At 74.2% G+C, this 21098-nt stretch carries 13 protein-coding genes; 9 read left to right on the forward strand and 4 right to left on the reverse strand.

The features are described 5' to 3' along the window. Nucleotides 1-39: 39 nt before the first annotated feature. Complete coding sequence (locus ACIA6B_RS06300; RefSeq protein ID WP_396771532.1) at nt 40-882, reverse strand: GNAT family N-acetyltransferase; 843 nt, start codon at nt 880-882, stop codon at nt 40-42. Between the two features lie 145 nt (nt 883-1027). Between ACIA6B_RS06300 and gltB the strand changes: the two genes are divergently transcribed. Further along, complete coding sequence (gltB, locus tag ACIA6B_RS06305) at nt 1028-5695, forward strand: glutamate synthase large subunit (RefSeq protein ID WP_396771534.1); 4668 nt, start codon at nt 1028-1030, stop codon at nt 5693-5695. Next, nucleotides 5688-7193: a glutamate synthase subunit beta gene (locus ACIA6B_RS06310; protein ID WP_396771536.1), complete on the forward strand. Its 1506-nt coding sequence runs from the start codon at nt 5688-5690 to the stop codon at nt 7191-7193. The genes gltB and ACIA6B_RS06310 overlap by 8 nt, the downstream gene beginning before the upstream one ends. Nucleotides 7194-7262: 69 nt before the next feature. On the opposite strand, the gene ACIA6B_RS06315 is transcribed toward ACIA6B_RS06310, so the two are convergent. Next, nucleotides 7263-8798 carry a M1 family metallopeptidase gene (locus ACIA6B_RS06315; RefSeq protein WP_396771538.1) on the reverse strand — a complete coding sequence of 512 codons (1536 nt, stop codon included), beginning with the start codon at nt 8796-8798 and terminating at the stop codon, nt 7263-7265. Nucleotides 8799-8999: 201 nt separating this feature from the next. On the opposite strand from ACIA6B_RS06315, the gene ACIA6B_RS06320 reads away from it, so the two are divergent. Further along, the gene (locus ACIA6B_RS06320) at nt 9000-9785 is read left to right on the forward strand and encodes an SGNH/GDSL hydrolase family protein (protein ID WP_396771540.1); all 786 of its coding nucleotides are present in this window, start codon (nt 9000-9002) and stop codon (nt 9783-9785) included. A gap of 74 nt (nt 9786-9859) precedes the next feature. On the opposite strand, the gene ACIA6B_RS06325 is transcribed toward ACIA6B_RS06320, so the two are convergent. Beyond that, nucleotides 9860-11407 (reverse strand): MFS transporter, encoded by a 1548-nt coding sequence (locus ACIA6B_RS06325; RefSeq protein ID WP_396771542.1) that lies wholly within the window; start codon nt 11405-11407, stop codon nt 9860-9862. A 165-nt stretch (nt 11408-11572) separates the two neighbouring features. On the opposite strand from ACIA6B_RS06325, the gene ACIA6B_RS06330 reads away from it, so the two are divergent. The 3 genes from ACIA6B_RS06330 to ACIA6B_RS06340 all read left to right on the forward strand — a co-directional run bounded on the left by ACIA6B_RS06330 (nt 11573) and on the right by ACIA6B_RS06340 (nt 15579). Then, nucleotides 11573-12148: a TetR/AcrR family transcriptional regulator gene (locus ACIA6B_RS06330; protein WP_281936500.1), complete on the forward strand. Its 576-nt coding sequence runs from the start codon at nt 11573-11575 to the stop codon at nt 12146-12148. A 127-nt stretch (nt 12149-12275) separates the two neighbouring features. After that, entirely contained in the window at nt 12276-14957 is a 2682-nt protein-coding gene (locus tag ACIA6B_RS06335) for a hypothetical protein (protein ID WP_396771545.1), read from the forward strand. A gap of 157 nt (nt 14958-15114) precedes the next feature. Continuing rightward, entirely contained in the window at nt 15115-15579 is a 465-nt protein-coding gene (locus ACIA6B_RS06340; protein ID WP_396771547.1) for a hypothetical protein, read from the forward strand. Nucleotides 15580-15895: 316 nt separating this feature from the next. On the opposite strand, the gene ACIA6B_RS06345 is transcribed toward ACIA6B_RS06340, so the two are convergent. Then, nucleotides 15896-17305 (reverse strand): alkaline phosphatase PhoX, encoded by a 1410-nt coding sequence (locus tag ACIA6B_RS06345; protein ID WP_396771549.1) that lies wholly within the window; start codon nt 17303-17305, stop codon nt 15896-15898. Between the two features lie 188 nt (nt 17306-17493). Here ACIA6B_RS06345 and ACIA6B_RS06350 point away from each other — a divergent pair, with 188 nt between their 5' ends. The 3 genes from ACIA6B_RS06350 to ACIA6B_RS06360 all read left to right on the forward strand — a co-directional run bounded on the left by ACIA6B_RS06350 (nt 17494) and on the right by ACIA6B_RS06360 (nt 21092). Continuing rightward, nucleotides 17494-20016 (forward strand): FtsK/SpoIIIE domain-containing protein, encoded by a 2523-nt coding sequence (locus ACIA6B_RS06350; RefSeq protein WP_396771551.1) that lies wholly within the window; start codon nt 17494-17496, stop codon nt 20014-20016. Next, a complete protein-coding gene (locus ACIA6B_RS06355) occupies nt 20013-20681 on the forward strand; it encodes a hypothetical protein (protein WP_396771553.1) in 669 nt (222 codons plus the stop codon). The genes ACIA6B_RS06350 and ACIA6B_RS06355 overlap by 4 nt, the downstream gene beginning before the upstream one ends. Nucleotides 20682-20828: 147 nt before the next feature. Continuing rightward, nucleotides 20829-21092 carry a DUF6244 family protein gene (locus ACIA6B_RS06360; protein ID WP_107157547.1) on the forward strand — a complete coding sequence of 88 codons (264 nt, stop codon included), beginning with the start codon at nt 20829-20831 and terminating at the stop codon, nt 21090-21092. Nucleotides 21093-21098 lie beyond the last annotated feature (6 nt).

The raw sequence follows: 21098 nt of genomic DNA on the forward strand, positions 1-21098 counted from the left end.
CCGCCCCGGCGCGGGCTGCGCCGGGGCCGCCGGGGGCGCTCAGATGACCGCGGCCGGCTCGGCGATGCAGGCGGTGCCGACCCGGCGGAAGCCGACCCGCAGGTAGACCCGGGCGATATCCTCGCTGCCCGCGCTCAGGAAGACCAGGTCGGTGCCGGCGGCGCGCAGCTCCCGGGCCAGCGTGGCGGTCACCGCGGCGCCCAGCCCGCGTCGCCGGGCGGACGGCAGGGTGGCCACCCCGGCGATCTCCGCCACGTCGCCGACCCGCATCGCCATGCCGCTGGCCAGCGGGCCGTCGGCCGGGGTGCCGGCGAGCACCGAGACGCGCCGCCCGTCGGCCACCCGGGCCGCCTCCTCGTCCAGCGCGTCGACGTCCAGCCGGGCGAGCGCGGCGTCCCGTTCGGCCGGCCCGGCGTCACCCCGGGCGGTGCCGCCGTGGGCGAAGCCGACCGCCGCGACGGCCCGGCGCAGCGCGATGTCCGCCGCGAAGCCGGGGTCGTCGGGGTCCAGCACCCGCATCGGTACGTCGCTGAGCGTGCCCGGGTCGGGCAGCCGCTCCGCCTCCAGCAGCATGAGCGGCGCCTCCAGCACGCTCAGCCCGGCCGAGCGGGCCACCGCCAGCAGGCTCGGCTGGTGTTCGTGCACCCACTCGAACGCCTCCGGCAGGCCCAGTTCGCGTTGCCGTTCCCGGACCGCGGTCACCTCGGCGAGCGTGGTCGCCTCGGTGGCGCCCGGCCGGGGGCGGGCGTAGAACGGCCAACCGGCCCCGTCCCGGACGAACAGCACCAGGGTGTCGAACTCCTCCACCCGGGCCGCGTCGCGGGGCACCGCGTCGTAGAACCGCTCCAACCGGTCGAGTACGTCAGTACGCACGAGATCCACCGCGCGAGACTACACGTCCCAGCATCTGGAAGTGTGATCAATCTGAACTGGCCTTGCGCGGCACGCCCTAACGTAGACTCAATAAACCCCAGCGGGCCGACGTCGTCCCCTCCATGATCCATCCTGAGTGACGACAGGAGGCCCGGTGGCCTTTCCGTACCCTCTCAGCCCGCAACCGGCCCCGCCGACGACGGGGCTGTACGACCCCGCGTACGAGCATGACGCCTGCGGCGTGGCCTTCGTGGCCGACCTGCACGGGCGGCGTTCGCACCAGGTCGTCGCGAACGGCCTCGGGGCGCTCTGCCGGCTGGACCACCGGGGCGCCCGGGGCGCGGAGCACAACACCGGGGACGGCGCCGGCATCATGATCCAGGTGCCGGACGCGTTCCTGCGCGCGACCGTCGACTTCCCGCTGCCCCCGCCCGGCCAGTACGCGACCGGCCTGGTCTTCCTGCCCGACGACGACGCCGCCGAGGCGCGCGCCCGCCGGGTGGTGGACAAGTACGCGCTGGTCGAGGGCGCGGACGTGCTCGGCTGGCGGGAGGTGCCGACCGACCCGTCCGGCCTGGGGGAGACCGCGCTCGCGGCGATGCCCCGGGTGCGGCAGCTCTTCGTCGCCGCGCACCGGCTGACCGACGCGCCCGCCGGCCCGGCCGGCTCCCCGCTGACCGGGCTCGACCTGGACCGGGTGGCGTTCTGCCTGCGCAAGCAGGTCGAGCGGGAGACCGCCGAGCGGGGCGTGCCCGCCTACTTCCCGTCGCTGTCCGGTCGCACCATGGTGTGGAAGGGCATGCTCACCCCCGACCAGCTCCCGGCGTTCTACCCGGAGCTGACCGACGAGCGCGTGGTCAGCGCCATCGCGCTGGTGCACTCGCGCTTCTCCACCAACACGTTCCCGTCCTGGCCGCTGGCGCACCCGTACCGCTTCATCGCGCACAACGGCGAGATCAACACGATCCGCGGCAACCGGAACTGGATGCAGGCCCGGGAGGCGCTGCTGCGCAGCCCGAGCATCCCCGGCAACATCCGCCGCGTCTTCCCGGTCTGCACCCCGGCGGCGTCCGACTCGGCCAACTTCGACGAGGTCCTGGAGCTGCTGCACCTGGCCGGGCGGAGCCTGCCGCACGCGGTGCTCATGATGATCCCGGAGGCGTGGGAGAACGACCCGGACATGCGCGCCGACAAGCGCGCGTTCTACCGCTTCCACGCCAGCCTGATGGAGCCGTGGGACGGCCCGGCCTCGGTCGCGTTCACCGACGGCGAGGTCGTCGGCGCGGTGCTGGACCGCAACGGCCTCCGGCCGGGCCGTTGGTGGCACACCAGCGACGGCCTGGTGGTGCTGGGCAGCGAGGCGGGCGTGCTCGACCTCGACCCGGCCACCGTGGTGGCGAAGGGTCGGCTCCAGCCGGGCCGGATGTTCCTGGTCGACACCGTCAACGGCCGGATCGTCTCCGACGACGAGATCAAGACCGAGCTGGCCGCCGCGCAGCCGTACCAGGAGTGGCTGCACGCCGGCCTGATCGAGCTGGACGACCTGCCCGCCCGCGAGCACACCGTCTACACCCACGACTCGGTACGCCGCCGGCAGCAGACGTTCGGCTACACCGAGGAGGAGCTGAAGATCCTGCTCGGCCCGATGGCCCGCAGCGGCGCGGAGCCGCTCGGCTCGATGGGCACCGACACCCCGATCGCGCCGCTGTCCACCCGGCCGCGGCTGCTCTACGACTACTTCCACCAGCTCTTCGCCCAGGTCACCAACCCGCCGCTGGACGCCATCCGGGAGGAGTTGGTGACCAGCCTGGCGTCCACCATCGGGCCGGAGGGTAACCTGCTCGACCCGGGCCCGGCGAGCTGTCGGCAGATCGTGCTGCCCTACCCGGTGATCGACAACGACGAGCTGGCCAAGCTCCTCTCCATCGACGAGGACGGCGACCTGCCCGGCTTCAAGGCGGTCCGGGTCTCCGGTCTCTACCGGATCCGGGACGGCGGCGCCGGCATCAGGGCCCGGCTGACCGAGATCTGCCGGCACGTCTCCGAGGCGATCGAGGACGGCGTGCGCATCCTGGTGCTCTCCGACCGGGACTCCAACGCCGACCTGGCCCCGATCCCGTCGCTGCTGCTCACCGCCGCCGTGCACCAGCACCTGGTGCGTGAGCAGACCCGTACCCAGGTGGCGCTGGTCGTCGAGTCCGGCGACTGCCGCGAGGTGCACCACGCGGCCGTGCTGATCGGGTACGGCGCGGCGGCGGTCAACCCGTACCTCGCGTTCGAGTCGGTGGAGGACATGATCTCCACGGGCGTCCTGGCCGGGGTGGACCGGGTGAAGGCGGTCCGCAACTACGTCAAGGCGCTCGGCAAGGGCGTCCTGAAGATCATGTCCAAGATGGGCATCTCGACCGTGTCGTCGTACTGCGGCGCGCAGGTGTTCGAGGCGGTCGGCCTGGACACCCGCCTGGTCGACCGCTACTTCCGCGGCACGCCGAGCACCATCGGCGGCATCGGGCTGGCCGAGATCCACGCCGAGGTGGCGGCCCGGCACGCGCTGGCCTGGCCGGCGCCCGGCGTGCCCGCCACCGACCGGCTGGAGGTCGGCGGAGAGTACCAGTGGCGCCGCGAGGGCGAGCTGCACCTGTTCAACCCGGAGACGGTCTTCCTGCTCCAGCACGCCACCCGCAGCCGCCAGTACGACGTGTTCCGGCAGTACACCGCCAAGGTCGACGAGCTGGCCGCCAAGGCCGGCTCGCTGCGCGGGCTGTTCACGCTGCGCACCGGCGTCCGCCCGGCGGTGCCGCTGGACGAGGTCGAACCGGCCACCGAGATCGTCAAGCGCTTCGCCACCGGCGCCATGTCGTACGGGTCGATCTCGGCCGAGGCGCACGAGACGCTCGCGATCGCGATGAACCGCCTCGGCGGCAAGTCCAACACCGGCGAGGGCGGCGAGGACGTCGAGCGCCTGCACGACCCGGCGCGGCGTTCGGCGGTCAAGCAGATCGCCAGCGGCCGGTTCGGCGTGACGAGCGAATACCTGGTCAACGCGGACGACCTCCAGATCAAGATGGCGCAGGGCGCGAAGCCCGGCGAGGGCGGCCAACTCCCCGGCAACAAGGTCTGGCCGTGGATCGCCCGGACCCGGCACGCCACCCCGGGCGTCGGCCTGATCTCCCCGCCGCCGCACCACGACATCTACTCCATCGAGGACCTGGCTCAGCTCGTCCACGACCTGAAGTGCGTCAACCCGGCCGCCCGGGTGCACGTCAAACTGGTCAGCGAGGTCGGGGTGGGCACCGTGGCGGCCGGCGTGGCCAAGCTGAAGGCCGACGTCATCCTGATCTCCGGGCACGACGGCGGCACCGGCGCGTCCCCGCTCAACTCGCTCAAGCACGCCGGCACCCCGTGGGAGCTGGGCCTGGCCGAGGCGCAGCAGACGCTGCTGCTCAACAAGCTGCGCGATCGGGTCACCGTGCAGGTCGACGGTCAGCTCAAGACCGGCCGGGACGTGCTGGTCGCGGCGCTGCTCGGCGCGGAGGAGTTCGGCTTCGCCACCGCCCCGCTGATCGTCGAGGGCTGCGTGATGATGCGGGTCTGCCACCTGGACACCTGCCCGGTCGGCATCGCCACCCAGAACCCGGTGCTGCGCGAGCGGTTCACCGGCCGGCCGGAGTTCGTGGAGAACTTCTTCCTCTTCCTCGCCGAGGAGGTCCGCGGCTACCTGGCCGAGCTGGGTTTCCGCAGCATCTCCGAGGCGATCGGCCAGACCGAGCTGCTGGACGTGGCCGCCGCCATCGACCACTGGAAGGGCCACGGGCTCGACCTGCACCGGGTGCTGCACCTGCCGGAGCTGCCCGAGGGCGCGGCCCGGCGCGGCGTCCGGCCCCAGGACCACGGCCTCGACGTGGCGCTTGACAACCGGCTCATCGAGCTGGCCGGTCCGGCGCTGCGCGCCGGCACGCCGGTCCGGGTCGAGGTCGAGGTGCGCAACGAGCACCGCAGCGTGGGCGCGATGCTCGGCGGCGAGGTGACCCGCCGGTTCGGCGGCGCCGGGCTGCCCGACGACACCGTCGAGTTCCTCCTGCGCGGCACCGCCGGCCAGTCGTTCGGCGCGTTCCTGCCGCGCGGCGTGACGCTGCGCCTGCACGGCGACGCCAACGACTACGTCGGCAAGGGCCTGTCCGGTGGGCGGATCGTGGTCCGGCCGGACGCCGCCGCGCCGTTCGCCGGCGGCGACGCCGAGCCCGGCTACCGTGCCGAGGACCAGATCATCGCCGGCAACACCATTCTGTACGGCGCCACCGGCGGCGAGGTGTTCCTGCGCGGCCGGGTCGGGGAGCGGTTCGCGGTGCGCAACTCCGGCGCGGTGGCCGTGGTCGAGGGCCTCGGCGACCACGGTTGTGAGTACATGACCGGCGGCACGGTGGTGGTGCTCGGGCCGACCGGGCGCAACTTCGCCGCCGGCATGTCCGGCGGCACCGCGTTCGTGCACCGGCTGGACCGGCGGCGGATCAACCCCGAGCTGGTCGACCTGTCGCCGCTGCGCGACGAGGAACGGGACCGCCTGCACGAGCTGGTCCAGCGGCACTTCGCCGAGACCGACTCGGCGGTGGCCGAGGCGCTGCTCAAGCGCTGGCCGGAGGCGGTGGAGGAGTTCACCGCCGTGGTGCCCCGGGACTACCGCCGGGTCATGGAGATCATGCGGGCCGCCGAAGCCGCCGGCCGCGACGTCGACGACGCGGTGATGAGTGCTCTCACCACACCTTCGACCGCGTCCGTGCCGCCCGCGCCGCGGGTGGTCGCCCAGGAGGTGGCCCGTGCCTGACCCGAACGGTTTCCTGCGCTACGACCGGCGGCTGCCCGCCCGCCGTCCGGTCCCGGTGCGGATCACGGACTGGCGGGAGGTCTACCCGCCGGCCGGCGAGGAGCTGATCCGCGAGCAGGCCACCCGGTGCATGGACTGCGGCATCCCGTTCTGCCACGACGGCTGCCCGCTGGGCAACCGCATCCCGGACTGGAACGACCTGGTCCGCACCGGCAACTGGGACGCCGCGGTGGAGTCGCTGCACGCCACCAACAACTTCCCCGAGTTCACCGGGCGGCTCTGCCCGGCGCCGTGCGAGGCGGCCTGCGTGCTCGGCCTGGGCGGCCAGCAGCCGGTCACCATCAAGCAGGTCGAGGTGGAGATCGCCGACGCGGCGGTGGCCCGGGACGGGCTGCGTCCCCGGCCGGCATCCGTGTCGACCGGCCGATCGGTGGCGGTGGTCGGCTCCGGCCCGGCCGGCCTGGCCGCCGCGCAGCAGCTCGCCCGCGCCGGCCACACGGTCACCGTGTACGAGCGCGACGACGCCGTCGGCGGCCTGCTCCGCTTCGGCATCCCCGACTTCAAGCTGGAGAAGCAGCACGTCGACCGCCGGGTCGCCCAGCTCACCGCCGAGGGGGTGCGCTTCCGCACCGGCGTCGACGTCGGCGTCGACGTGACCGCCGAGCAGCTCCGCGCCGAGCACGACGCGGTGGTGCTGGCCTGCGGCGCGTTGCAGGGCCGGGACACCCCCCAGACGCCGGGCCGGGCGCTGCGCGGCGTACACCAGGCGATGTCGCACCTGGTGGCCGCGAACCGGGTGGTGGCGGCGGCGGGCGACGGTCGGCCCGCGCTCGCCACGCTGCCGGACGGCACGCCCATCGACGCGGCCGGCAAGCACGTGGTGATCATCGGCGGTGGCGACACCGCCGCCGACTGCCTCGGCGTGGCCCACCGGCAGGGCGCGGCCGGCGTCCACCAGCTCGACCTCTACCCGCAGCCGCCGACCGAACGCGACGGCGCGCGGGACCCGTGGCCGACCTGGCCGTGGCTGCTGCGTTCCTACCCGGCGCACGAGGAGGGCGGCGAGCGGGTCTTCGCGGTGGCGGTGCAGGAGTTCGTGGACGACGGCACCGGGCAGGTCCGGGCCGTGCGGATCGCCGAGGTGACCGTGGAGAAGGTCGACGGCCGGCGCATCGTCACGCCGCTGCCCGGTTCGGAGCGGGAGATCCCGGCCGACCTGGTGCTGCTGGCGATCGGCTTCGAGGGCACCGAGGAGCAGCCGCTGCTGGCCCAGTTCGGGGTGGCCCGCAACGCCCGGGGTGCGGTCGACGCCGGCCCCGACTGGCGGGCCGCCGACGGTGTCTTCGTCGCCGGCGACATGCACCGGGGCGCGTCGCTGATCGTCTGGGCGATCGCCGAGGGGCGGGCCGCCGCCGCGGCCGTGCACGCGTACCTGGGCGGGGTGGGCGCGCTGCCCGCCCCGGTCGACCCGGCCCGGCAGCCACTCGCCGCCCGGTAAGGAGTAAGGCGGGGCCCCCTCTTAACGCATTCGGTAGCGGAGGGGGCCCCGTTTAACACCCGCTGCTGGTCAGCGGGCGAGCAGCTCGTGCGCCGACCGGATCTTCGTCCAGGAGGCCGGCTGCGCCGGGGCCGCCGAGGTGCGCGCGGTGGCGCCCAGCTCGGGTCGGCCGGCGGTGAACAGCCAGGTGGTGAACACCGCGTCCAGGTCCCGGCCGGAGATCCGCTCGGCCAGCGCCTGGAACTGCTCGATGGTGCCGTTGCCGTACTGCCGCTGGGCCGTCCAGGTGCGCAGGATCCGGAAGAACGCCGGGTCGCCGACGGCCAGCCGGATCTGGTGCAGCGCCATCGCCCCCCGGTCGTAGACCGCGTCGTCGAAGACCCGGTTGGCGCCCGGGTCGCCGGGCAGCACCTGCCAGAACTCCGAGTCGGCCGGGTAGCTGTCGTAGGTGAAGTCGAACAGCTCCTGCGCGGTGCCCTCGTCCTGCTCCTCGGACCAGAGCCACTCGGCGTACGAGGCGAAGCCCTCGTTCAGCCAGATGTTGCGCCAGGCCGCCACCGACACCGAGTCGCCGAACCACTGGTGCGCGTTCTCGTGCACCACCACGTACGGGTTGGCGCCCCGTCGCCAGAAGCCCGGCCCGTAGACCGGTCGGGTCTGCGTCTCCAGCGCGAAACCGATGCCGTCGACCGGGCCGGCCACGCCGCCCTGCGCCTCGAACGGGTACGGGCCGAACACCCCGCTCTCCCAGTCGACGATCTCGGCGGTGCGTTCGATGCTGGCCCGGGCGGCCGGCAGGCGCTCGCCCAGCGTGGTGCTGTACGCGTTCACCACCGGCTGCCCGTTCGGCGCGGTGTCGGTGACGATGTCGTACTGCCCGATGGCGAGAAACGCCTGGTAGGTGGCGCCGGGCTTGACGCTGCGCCAGCTCCACCGGGTGCGGTTGCCGGCCTCGGGCAGCGGGTCGCGCGGCTGCACGCCGTTGCTGACCACTTCGAGCCCGGTCGGCACCGAGACGGAGATGTCCCAGGTGGCCTTGTCCTTCGGGTGGTCGTTGCTCGGGTACCACCACCAGGCCGACTCGGGCTCGTTCACGGCGAGCGCGCCGTCGGCGGTGCGGGTCCAGCCGGTGTAGCCGTAGACGGTGGTCTCCGACGGGACGCCGGCGTACTTCACCACGACGGTGAGCTGCTGACCCTTGGCCAGCGGGCGGGCCGGCGTGACGACCAGCTCGTGGTCGCCGGCGCGGGCGAACCCGGCGGCCCAGCCGTTGACCCGGACCGACTCGACGGCCAGCGCGAAGTCGAGGTTGAACCGGGACAGGTCCTTGGTGGCGGTGGCCAGGATCGTGGTGGTGCCGCTGAGCCGGTCGGTGGCCGGCTCGTAACGCAGCCGGATGTCGTAGTGGTCGACGTCGTAGCCGCTGTTGCCGTAGTCGGGGAAGTAGCTGTCGCCCAGCCCGGGACCGCCCGGCGTGGGGGTGGCCGCCGAGACGTGCGGGCGGCCCCATCCGCTCGGGGCGGCCTGGCCGGGGGCGCCGGTCACGGTGGTGACGGCGGTGGTGAGGGTCAGGGCGGCGATCGCCGCCGAGAGTGCGCGTGGCACGGGTGGGACTCCCTCCGTCGGGTGTTCGCACCGCCAACCTAATCGACACATGTAAACGGATCTGCCCCGAGCCGATGACCGGGGCTATTCAAATAGTGTCGATGTTTCGATAGCATTACCGACTAGTAACAAGCACCGTCCCCTCGACCACGCGCGCGGTCAACGGGCTCCACCACCCCTGTCCCGTGGAGGTCCCCCCTCATGCCCCGTCGCGTCCGTACCGTCTTCGCCGCGGTCCTGGCGGCCGTCCTCGGCGCCGTGCTGCTGCCCGGCGCCGCCCGTGCCGCCACCGTCAACTACGTCGCCCTCGGCGACTCCTACTCCTCCGGCGTCGGCGCCGGGCCGTACGACCTCTCCACCTGCCTGCGCAGCCAGAAGTCGTACGCCCCGCTCTGGGCCGCGGCCCACGCGGTCGACAGCTTCCGTTTCCCGGCCTGCGGCGGCGCGGTCACCGCGGACGTGCTGAACAACCAGGTCGGCCAGCTCAGCACCGCCACCACGCTGGTCACCATCACCATCGGCGGCAACGACGCCGGCTTCGCCGACGTGATGACCGGTTGCCGCTTCGGCAGCACGTCGAGCTGCGAGAGCGCGGTGGCCGGGGCCAAGGCGTTCGCCACCGCGACGCTGCCCGCCCGGCTGGACGCCACCTACGCGGCGATCCGGGACCGGGCCCCGAACGCCCGGCTGGTGGTGCTCGGCTACCCGCGGCTGTTCGAGACCGGCTCCTGCGGCCTGCTCGCCATGAGCAGCTACAAGCGCACCATCCTCAACCAGGCCGCCGACGTGCTCAACGGCGTGACGGCCGACCGGGCCGGCGCGGCCGGGGCCACGTTCGTCGACGCGCGGCCGTTCTTCGCCGGGCACGGGGTCTGCGCCGCCGACCCGTGGATCCGCGATGTCAGCGGGGTGATCGAGGCGTACCACCCGAACGCCAACGGCTACCGCTACGGCTACCTGGCCGCCCTCACCGCCGCCATCGGCTGAGGCGTAAGGAGGGGGCCCCGGTTAACGCATTCCGCATAGCAGGGCCCCCTCTTAAGAGCTCGCCGGCGGCCGGGTCAGCGGCCTGCCGGCGCCAGCCCGCCGACCGTCTCCGGCAGCGCGGTCGCCGCGGCGGGAGCGCCGGGCATCGCCTGTGGCAGCGCGGTCGCCGCGGCGGGAGCGCCCGGCCCGACCTCCGGCAGCGTGGCCTCCGGCGTCGGCCCGGTGTGCCGCGCAGGCCGGGTGCGGCGGCCGGAGGGCACGGCGAGCGCGGCCAGCGCGGCAGCGATTGAGATGCCGGTGAGCAGCAGGAAGCCGGCGGTGAAGCCGGCCTCCCGGGGCAGCCCGCTCGGCTGCGGGTTGGCGGTGATCACGGTGCTGGCCAGCGCCGCGCCGATCGCGCCGCCGATGGTACGGATGTTGGCGTTCATGCCGGTCGCCGCGCCGGTCTGCGAGGCCGGCACGTTCCCCACGATCAGGTTGGCCATCGAGGCGAACGCCAGCCCGATGCCGAGCCCGACCAGCCCGCCGGCGAGGCCGACCTGCCAGCGGGTGTCGTGCGCGGCGGTGAGCATCGCGGCGGCGGCCACGTTGAAGACCGCGCCGGTGCCCAGTTGCGCCTTGGCGCTGAACCGGGACTCCAACCGTCCGGCCAGCAGGCCGGCGGCGAACATGCCGACCAGCATGGGCAGCATGAGCAGCCCGGCCTGGGTGATGCTGGCGCCGAAGCCGTAGCCGGCGCTGGTCGGGATCTGCGCGAACTGCGGCAGGAAGGCGTAGACGGCGAACATCGAGGCGCCGTAGAGCAGCGCCACCAGGTTGGTGGTCCAGACCGCCGGCAGCCGCATCATCCGCAGGTCGATCAGTGGGTTCGCGGCCCGCGCCTCGACCGCCAGCCAGACGACCAGCAGCACCGCGGCCACGATCAGCAGCCCGGTCACCCGGCCGGAGGCCCAGCCCCAGGCGGCGCCCTTGCTGACCGGCAGCAGCAGCGCCACCAGCCAGCCGGAGAGCAGGACCGCGCTGAGCCAGTTGATCCGCCCCGGGGTGCGGACCGGCGAGCGGGGCACGAACCGGTGCGCGGCCAGCGCGGTCAGGCCGACCACGACCAGCGGGATCCAGAACAGCCAGCGGTAGCCCAGGGTGGCCACGATCGGCCCGGCGAGTACGACGCCCAGGCCGCCGCCGACGGCCACCACCGCCGAGATCGACGCGACCGCGGAGCTGACCCGGGCGGCGGGGAACTCGTCGCGGATGATGCCGAACGACAGCGGGAAGACGGCGCCGCCGATGCCCTGGACCACCCGGGCGGCGATCAGCACGCCGATGTTCGGCGCGACGGCCGCCACCAGGCAGCCCAGCGCGAGCGCGGCGAGCGAGACGACGAGCATCCGCTCCTTGCCGACCATGTCGCCGACCCGGCCGAGGATCGGCGTGAAGATCGACGCGGAGAGCAGGTAGGCGGTCAGTACCCAGGTCACCGTGTTCGGCGATGTGTGCAGGTCGTGCTGGATGGTGGGCAGCACCGGGGTGATCAGCGACTGGAGCATCGCGAAGAAGCCGGTGCCGGCCGCGAGGACGAGGAACGTCATCCGGCGCGAGCCGCGCCGGAAGGTGTCGATCATGTGGGAGAACTCCCGTTCGGTACGAGTCGGTGGCCGCTCGCGCGGTGGGCGGCGATGGCGGCGCGTCGGGCCGGGACCCACCGGAGTACGCTATCCGGAGGGGTGCCTCCACCAACGTAGTGGAGGGGTGCCTCCGTTTGCAAGACGGAAGGAGTGACAGGCGTCATGTCCAGCGCCGACCAGTCGACCGAGGTCTTCGCGCGCCGCCCCAAGCGGGCCGACGCCCGGCGCAACTACGACGCCCTGATCGCCGCCGCCCGCGACGTGTTCGGCGAGTGCGGGGCCGGCGCGTCGCTGGAGCAGATCGCCCGCCGCGCCGGCGTCGGCATCGGCACGCTCTACCGCAACTTCCCGCAGCGGCGTGACCTGTTCGAGGCGGTCTACGTCGAGGAGGTGCGCGCGCTCAGCGCCTCCGCCGCCGACCTGGCCGACCTCGACCCGTGGGACGCCCTGGTCGGCTGGCTGCACCGGTTCGTCGCCTACGTCGGCGCGAAGCGGGCGCTGGCCGAGGAGTTGGTGCACGACTCCGACGTGTTCCGGAGCTGCCGCACCGAGATCTACGCGGCCGGTGAGCCGCTGCTGCGCCGCGCCCAGGCCGCCGGGGCGGCCCGCCCCGACGCCGACTTCGACGACGTGGTGCGCCTGATCAGCGGCCTCGCCGCGTACCAGTTCCCGGACCCGGCGCAGCGCGACCGCGTGCTGGCCATCGCGCTGGACGGCCTGCGCCCGCCAACCAGGTGAGTGGGGAGTTAGGCGGGGCCCCCTGTTATGCGTGCGGCGTTGACAGGGGGCCCTCCTTGCATCCATGGGTGGCGGTTGCGTGGCGAGTCGACAATGGTGAGACACTCGCCGTCACCTGGAGGTGACCATGCGCGAACCGGTGACCCGGCCGCGGCCCGCCCGCGAGCAGCTCCCGGCCGGCGGCCTGGAACTGCTCACCCTGCTGGCCCGGCTGCTGCGCCGGCCGCGTCGCGGGGACCGCCGGCTCCCGCTGCTCTGGCTGCTCCGGCCGGCCGACGACGGCGCGGTGGCCGGCCTGCTGCGCCGCTTCGCCGGGCGGGGCGCCGGGCGCCGGGTGCCGCACGCGGTGCTGGACCTGACCGACCGGCCGCCCACCGACGACGTCGCGACCGCGCTGCGCGAGCTGCACCGGCAGCTCTCGCTGGAGGCGTTCGGCGCGCCCCGGCTGCGGTTCCGGCACTATCCGCTCGCCGACTGGCTGATGCAGCAGACGCTCACGGTCGACGTGGACGCCGCGGACAGCGGCCGGGCCTCGCTGGTACGCCGGCTGCGCGACTGGCGGGGGCGACGCGTCGGCGTCGGCGAGGACCCGCAGGTGGGCGGCGGCTCCGGGATCGGCACCGCGCTCCAGGTGTTGCTCTGGCTGCTGCGCCGGGCGGTGCCCAGCGTGGTGTTCCGGATCGCGGTCTCCGGCCGGGTGCCAGTGGTCGGCCGGCAGTACCGCTGGTTCATGCGCCAGCAGTATCTCGCGCCCCGGCAGTCGGTGACGTTCCTCGGTTTCGCCGAGCGGCTCACCGCCGGCTGGCGCGACGGCGAACACCCCGCCCAGGTGGAGAAGCTGCTGCTGCACGCTTTCCTGGAGGACCTGCGGCTGGCCTACCGGCGGCGGTTCTGGCGACCGGGGGACTGGCGGCGCACCGCCTACCCGGTGGTGCTGCTCGACGGCGTCCGCCCGGACAACGTCGGGCACACGCTGGTCCGGATCTTCGGCGAGGTCCGCAACGAGACCGGGCGCAACGACCCGCTGCTGGTGGTCGCCGTCGCCACCGACCCGCCGCCGGAACCAGCCGCGTCCCGGCCGGTGGCGCAGGCCGAGGAGGCGTACGAGGACTGGGCCGAGGCGCTGCCGGAACGTCGCCGGCTGCGGCGTACCGGCGCCTGGCTGCTGGTGCTGACGGCGGACGAGGACGCTGCCGGCGTACCCCCGGGGGTTGCCCCGCCGGCGCTGGTGGCGCCGGATCCGCCCTGGTGGGCGCGGCGGTTCCTGCCGGCGGCGGTGGCAGTGGTGCTGCTGGCCGGCGTGGGCGTCTGGGCGCACGGGCGGTGGGCGTCGGACTGCCGGCCCTGGCCCACCGACCGGGTGAGCGTGCGCCTGGTGGGCGGCGAGTGCGTCGGCTACAGCGACACCGCCGGGCAGGTCTTCAACAGTGAGCCCGGCCAGGACCGGCTGCGCGCGGTGCAGCGGCGCATCTTCGCGCAGAACCGGGCCACCGAGGAGGTGTGGCGGCGCAGCGAGCACCGCCGCCCCTACCTGACGCTCGTCTACCTGGGCAGCCTCACCGGCAACCGGACGCGTGCGGACGAGGAGTCCTACGTCTCCGAGCGGGAGGAACTGGAGGGCATGGCCACCGCCCAGTACGCGCTGCTGAAGGAGTCGGCGGCGGCGGACGACGCGGCGCTGCTGCACATCGTGGTGGCCAACGCCGGCCGGCAGATGCGGCACGCCGACGACGCGGTACGCATGCTGGAGGGACTGGCCCGCGACGACCCGACGGTGCTCGGCGTGGTCGGGCTGGTGGACAGCCGCGCCAGCACCGCGGCGGCGCTGCGGGAACTCAACCGGGTCGGCCTGCCGGTGCTCGCGCCCACGCTGTCCGCCGACCGGATGGACGCCAACTCCAGCCTCTACCTGGCCATGTCCGCGCCCAACCGGGAGCAGGCCACGATGGTCGAGGCGTACGCCCGGCAGGTGCTGCGGGTGCGGGAGGCGCACGTCTACTGGACCACCGGTGAGGGCAGCTCGCTCACCGACGACCTCTACGTCGCCACGCTCGTCGACGGCCTGCGGGAACGGTTCGGCACCCGGCTCACCCGGCTCGACGAGTGGCGCAGCGGGCGGCGACTCACCCAGGAGTGCGGCTACGCCGGGATGCTCTTCTTCGCCGGCCGCTGGTCGGAGTTCGACGGCTTCCTGCGGGCGCTCAAGGAGTGCGGCGCGGACCCGCCCCGGCACCTGGTCGCCGACGACTCGGTGAACCGCTACATGGCGAATGCGGGGCTGCGCGCGAGCGCGCCGGGCAACCTGCCGGTCACGTACGTGTCGAAGGCGTCGTTGGCCACGTGCACCGCGCTGCGGGCCGCGCAGGCCGCCCGCGACGACGCCCGGGGCAGCTTCCTCACCTGGATCGGCGCGGACGACCTGCTCGACCCACCACGCTGCCGCGCCGGAACCGGCCCGCCGGTCGGCGAGCGGGTCAGCCTCGCCTACGACGCCGCGATGATGATGGTGCGCGCGCTGGAGAGTCTCGCCGCCCGGCTGCGGCACGCCGACACCGGCCGCCGCTGGGAGCCGCGTGCGGTCAACCCGGTCGGCGTGCACGCCGAGGTGCTGCGCCAGAACGCCGCCGGCGGCTACCCCGGGGTCAGCGGCCTGATCCGGTACGCGCCGGACGCCGGCGAGCCGCTCGCCAAGCGGCTGGCGCTGCTCACCGTGGCGAAGGTGCCCGACGTCGGGGCCGCGCCGGTCGAGGTCTTCCACTGCGGCGTCGCCGACGCCGGCCCCGACCCCGGCTGCCGTGCCGCGAGGTGACGGCGGCCGGAGGGTGACTGCGCGTGACGACTCCGGAGGGCAGGTGACGTCTTGGCCGTATGTCACAGAGGCATAATTATGCCTCCTGGTCATATCGGTCGCGGCTGTGTTCCGGGGCGGCGAGCGCGTACGCTCCGTGCTGGCATGATGATGATCAGTGATCCGGAAGGTCGAGGCGCGGATGACGCACGAGCGGGACCTGTCGGCACGCGACGGCGGGGAGTTGGACGGCTTCCACATCGGATTTCTGCCCGGCGGGATCGGCGAGGCGGTGTCGGACTTCGCCACCGAGTGGGAGGACGTCAGCTTCGCCACCCGCGTCTGGGAGCGCCAGGTCGAGGACGGCTACCGCGTCGACCTGCGGGTGCACGTGCTCCGGGGCGAGGGTCTCGTCGATCTGGACGCGGTCCGCGAGTTCCTCGCCGAATACCAGGAGCGTGACGCCGCGACCTGGGAGCTTGCCGACTTCACCCACCCGGACGGACCCGGCCTGATCGGCACGGGCGAGGCGTTCTGGCTCACCGGCCCCGGAGTCGCGGTGTACGTGCTGGCGGATCCGGAGGTGGTGGACGCCGCCGCGCTCCGGTCGATCGCGGTCGGCGTGGTCAGCGCCGACCGGTGAACAGGAGGAGCCGCCGGCGGCGGACCCGTGGCATCCGGCTCAGTTGTGCGCGCGTCGGCCGGCAGCGGCGCACGACGGCAGGTGGCGGGCGGGAGCGGATGGACGACGCGGTCCGGAAGCCCTCGAAGGCCACCCGCCTGGGCGGCGGTGATGCCGCCGAGCAGCGCGGACCCATCCCCGCCCGGCAGTTTCCACCCCCCAAGGCTGCCGTCCACAGGAGCCGCCGCGCGCCTCCTGTGGACGACGCTCGCAGATCTTGGAAGAAGACGGCCCTCGGGGGGCCGATTCCTTCCAAGATCCACAAATGAGTGCGAGGTCAGCGGTGCGCGTTGCTCGGCCGCCCCCACGGGCCGGTGATCGCGAACACGTGCCCCGGCGAGTGGATGTTGGCGAACAGGATCTTCCCGTCCGCGCTGAACGTCGGTCCGGTGAACTCGCTGTTGTTCAGCTCGTTGCGGGCCAGCGGGTACGCCTTGCCCTGCTCGGTGACGCCGACCAGGTGCGACACGCCCGCACCGTCCTCGGCCAGGATCAACCCCCCGTACGGGGACACGGTGATGTTGTCCGGCGCGTCGTAGTTGCCGCGGTCGGCCTCCGGGTCGGTGTTAACCCCGAAGATGGTCTTCAGCGTGACGGTCTGTCGGTGCGGGTCGTAGAACCACACCTGCCCGTCGTGCTCGTTGACGCTGCCGTCGTCGCGCCGGGCGAAGCTGGCCACGAAGTATGCGCCCCCGTCGCCCCACCACGCGCCCTCCAGCTTGCGGCTGCGGGTCACCTCGTCGTCGGCGAACTGCTTGCGGACCGACACGGTGCGGGCGTCACGGTCCGGCACCTCCACCCATTCCACCCGATACCGGGTGCCCGGTGTGGTGGCCTCGGACAGATCGGCCACGTGCCCGTCGCCGCGCCGACAGCGCATCGCTTCGAGGGTGCCGGCGGTGGCGCCGTTCGGCCCTTGGGCAAGCGCCCGCAGCGCGCCCTTACCGGCCCGGAAACCGACCGGCGGCGTCCATCGGAAGTAGAGCCCGTTCGGGCCGCCGGCATCCTCGGTCAGGTAGATCGAGTGGGTGAACGGGTCGACCGCCACCGCCTCGTGGGAGTAGCGGCCGAGGAACGTCAGCGCCACCGGGTCGGTGTTGGCGGACCGGTCGTGCGGGTCGACCTCGAAGACGTACCCGTGCTCCTTGAGGAACTGACCGCTGGCGCGCTGTTCGGTCTCCTCGCAGGTCAGCCACGTGCCCCACGGCGTGATGCCGCCGGCGCAGTTGTTGTGGGTGCCGGCCACGCTGACGTACTCGCGCAGCCTTCGACCGTGCCGGTCCACCTCGATGGTGGTGGTGCCGCCGCGCGCGCCTGGGTCGTAGGTGAGGCCGGGCAGCGTCGGCACCGGGTGGGCCTCGTCACCGCCGATCTCGTGGTTGTTCACCAGGACCATGCCACGCGGGCCACGGAAGCAGCCGGTGCCGTCCGCGTCGCTCGGCGTCGGCTGCCCCGACTCCAACAGGGTCACACCCTCCTCGGCGACGATGGTGTAGGAGAAGCCGGGCGGCAGCGCCAGCAGACCGGCCGGGTCCGGCACCAGGTCGCCGTAGCCGACCGCGGGTCGGCACGCGGCCCGGGCCGTGGCCGGGCCGGCGATGGCGTCCAGGTTGCCGGCCACCACGATGCCGAGGCCGCCGGCAGCGCCGCCCAGCAGGGAGCGTCGGGATAGGGGAGAAGAGGTCACGTTTTCGCCTTTCTGTGCACACGGGTTTGCTCTGATGGGCAATCGGTGGTGCGGGATTGGCGGGCGGCGGGACCATCTGCCGCCAGGTCGACAGTGTACGGATCTTGGATGCCGCGCGCGGCCCCGTGCCTCCGTGGCGGGCGTCCGTTAGGGTTCCCTCGATCGCAGACGGCGTCGGAGGGCGGACGGTGAACAGGTTCGCGGCGGCGTACCGGCAGGCGGTCGAGCGGCACCGGGCGGCGCGGCGCCACTGGGCCGCCGCCGGACGGCTGCTGGGGGCGGCCGGGCCGGCCCCGGTCGGCAGCCCCGAGCTGGTCGCCCGCCTGGCCCGCCTGGGTGGGGAGCTGGCCGCCGCGGTGCCCGGCACCGCCCGCGTCGCGACCCACCCCGTGCCGGTACGCCTCGGCGAGGCGACCACCGTCGACGGCGTGTTCCCGGTGCTGGTGCCGGTGGGGGCGGGCGCCCACCTGGCGGTCGACGTGGACGCCCGCGACCCGCGCGTCGGCGAGCTGCTGCGCGCCGTGGTGGTCCGGCTGCTCACCGCCGCCCCGGCCGGCGCGGTCCGGGTGGTCGGCATCGACCAGGCCGCGTTCGGGGCGGCGTTCCTGCCGCTGCGCCCGCTGCACGACGCCGGGGTGCTCGGCGCGGCGGCGACCACCGAGGCGGAGACGGCCGCGTTGCTGGACGCCGCGGAGCGACACGCGCGTACCGCCCAGCGGGCCGACCCGGAGGACCGGGAGCTGCTCGTGGTGGTCGCCGCGTCGACGCTGCCGTCCCGGGAGCTGGCCCGGCTGGCCGCGCTCACCCACGCCGGCCCGGCCGCGGCGGTCTGCGTGCTGCTGGCCGGCTACGCATCGGCCGGTCCGGGCGCGTCAAGGCCGCCGCTGGGGGCCACCACCCAGCTCCGGGTCACCGAGCGGTACACGCTCGTCGGTGACCCTCCGGGCCGCCCGTTCAGCGTCGACGGCAGCGGGCTGGCCGCGCCGGTGGTGCTCGACACCGACCCGTCGCACGCCGTGGTGACCGCGTTGGCCCGCCGGCTCGCCGAGGCCGCCGACGACAGCTCGGTCGTCACGTTCGCCGATCTGCTCCCGGCGCGGCGGTGGACCGAGTCGGCCGGCGCCGGCCTGCGCACGGTGCTCGGCCGCGCCGGGAAGAAGCCGCTGACCGTCGCGTTCGACGACGCCACGCCGCACTGGCTGGTCGGTGGCCGCACCGGCGCCGGCAAGACGGTGCTGCTGCTCGACGTGCTCTACGGGCTGGCCGCCCGCTACTCCCCGGCCGAGCTGCGGCTGATGCTGCTCGACTTCAAGGAGGGCGTCAGCTTCACCGAGTTCGTGCCGACCCCGCGCGATGAGTCCTGGCTGCCGCACGCCCGCGCGGTCGGCATCGAGTCCGACCGGGAGTACGGCGTGGCCGTGCTCCGGGAGCTGCGCGCCGAGCTGACCCGGCGCGCCGAGCTGCTGAAGCGGCACGGCGTCAGCCGCCTCGCCGACCTGCCACCGAACGCCCGCCCGCCCCGGATCGTCACCGTCGTGGACGAGTTCCACGTGCTGTTCGCCGGCAACGACGCGCTGGCCCGGCAGGCCGTCGACCTGATCGAGGAACTGGCCCGCAAGGGCCGCTCGTACGGCCTGCACCTGGTGCTGGCCAGCCAGAGCACCACCGGCATCGAGGCCCTGTACGGCCGGGCCGAGGCCATCTTCGGCCAGTTCCCGCTGCGCATCGCGTTGCCCGGTGGGGACGCCGTGCTGGACCCGCGCAACGACGCCGCGCGGGGGCTCACGGTCGGCGCCGCCGTGGTGAACACCGCCGCCGGCGCGCCCGGCGCGGACACCGAGGTGAACTTCCCGGACGCGCACGCCGCCGCGGCCGACCTCGCGGCGCTGCGCCACGAGCTGCACGCGGCCCGCCCGGAGGGCGCCCCGCCGCCGGCGGTGTTCCGCGGCCACGAGACGCCCCGGCTCACCGACGATCCGGCGTGGGCGGCGCTGACCCCCGGCGCCGACCCGCCGTACGCGCTCCTCGGCCGCGTGGTGGACGTCGCCGGCAGCCCGGCCGGCTTCGCGCTCGACGCGAGCCCGGGCCGGCACCTGGCCGTGGTGGGCACCGCCGCGACCGGCGCGGAGGTGCTCCGCTCGGCCGTGCTGGCGCTGGCCCGGCAGCACGCGCCGGGCACCGCCCGGTTCCTGTTCGCGCCGTTGGCGCCGGGCACCACCGACCTCGCCGACGACCTGGCGATGACGCTGGCCGCCGCCGGTCACCCGGTCCGCCGGCTGGACGCCGACGCGCTGCGCGCGCTCCTCGCCGAGTTGGCCGGCGACGCCTCCGGGCCGAGCCGCACCTACCTGACGGTGTTCGGGATGGACGCCGCCGCCGGCACGCTGGCCGCCACCGACCCGGGCACGTTCCGCTCCGGGCACGACGACCTGCGCGCGGTGCTGCGGCATGGTCCAGCGCGCGGCGTGCACGTGCTCGGCTGGTGGCGGGGGCTGCGCCGGCTCGCCGACGACCTCGGCGGCAGCGGGCACCGCGACGACGTGACCGGGCTGGTCGCGTTGAACGTGCCGGCCGCCGACCTCGGTCTGCACCTCGGCGTGCACGACCTCGCCTACCAGCCGCGCGACGGCCGCGCCCTGCTGGTCGACCGGCACGAGCACCGGACCGCCCTGATCGTGCCGTTCGCCCCCGAGAGCGACAACAACCCATGAGCGGATTCGACGAGTACGCGGCCCTGATCCGGGAGCTGTCCACCCGGCAGCGGGGCGGGGAGCGGGCCATCGCCGCCGAGGCGGAGCGCCGGCGTGGCCTCCAGTCCGGAGTGGACGAGGTCGGGCGGCGGCTGGCCGCGCAGGGGGAACGCCTGGACCGGCTCGGGCAGGCGGTCGGCGTACCGATGGGGTCGGTTCCGGACGCGGCCGGCGCCCCCGCCGGGCCGGGGAGCGTGCCGCCCGGCGATCCGGCGGCGGAGCTGGCGGCGGCCGGGCGGTTGGCCGACGAGGCGGACCGGCACGGGCAGGAGGCGGAGGCTTTGGCGCGGCGGCCGGTGCTGCTGCCGACCTGGTCCGCGCCGGCCCGGGCGGTCGCGGTGTACGCCGGGTGCGCGCTTGTCGGCTCGGTGCTCATGTTGATCGCGCTGCTCGGTTCGCCGTTGCCGGTGTCCGGGATGGACCTGGTGGCGGCGCTGTCCTGCGCCGGCGTGCCGTTGCTGTCGTTCGTGGCCGGTCAGGTCGTGCTGGCCCGCTGGGGCCGCCCCGCGCTGCCCGACCCCGAGACCCCGGCCGGCCGGTACGTCCCGATGGGCTTCGTGATCTGCGCCCTGGTCTCCCCGTCCCTGTTCTGCCTCTACCTGATCCTCTTCCGCCTCCTCCGCTGACCCTTCTCCGCGATCTTGCGGTTGCGGCCCGGGCGATGCGGCTTGTGCGGCTTTTGTCGGGGCGGTAAGCGCAAGATCGCGGAGGTGGGTGGGGCGGTAGGGTTGGTGGGGACGGGACGGGACGGGTGGGTGGGGAGGGGAGGGGTTGTGAGTGCGGCGGAAGTGATTGCCCGGCTGGCGGCGGCGGCCCGGAAGCTGGACGAGGCGAAGGCCCGTACGGCCGCTGCCGCGCAGGACGCGGCCGAGGCGCGGGCGCTGGTGGCCGGCGCGCTCGAAGGCGCCACGGCCGGGCCGCTGATCGGGGTGATCGACGCCTACCGGCAGGCGCTCGCCCAGGCCGCCCAGGGCGGCGAGCCGGCCCGCCAACACGTGCAGGAGACCATCGCGAAGGTCCAGGCACTGGGGAACTGACCGGCC

Origin of the sequence: Micromonospora sp. NPDC051141 (genome assembly GCF_044455765.1) — a bacterium.
Lineage (GTDB): Bacteria > Actinomycetota > Actinomycetes > Mycobacteriales > Micromonosporaceae > Micromonospora.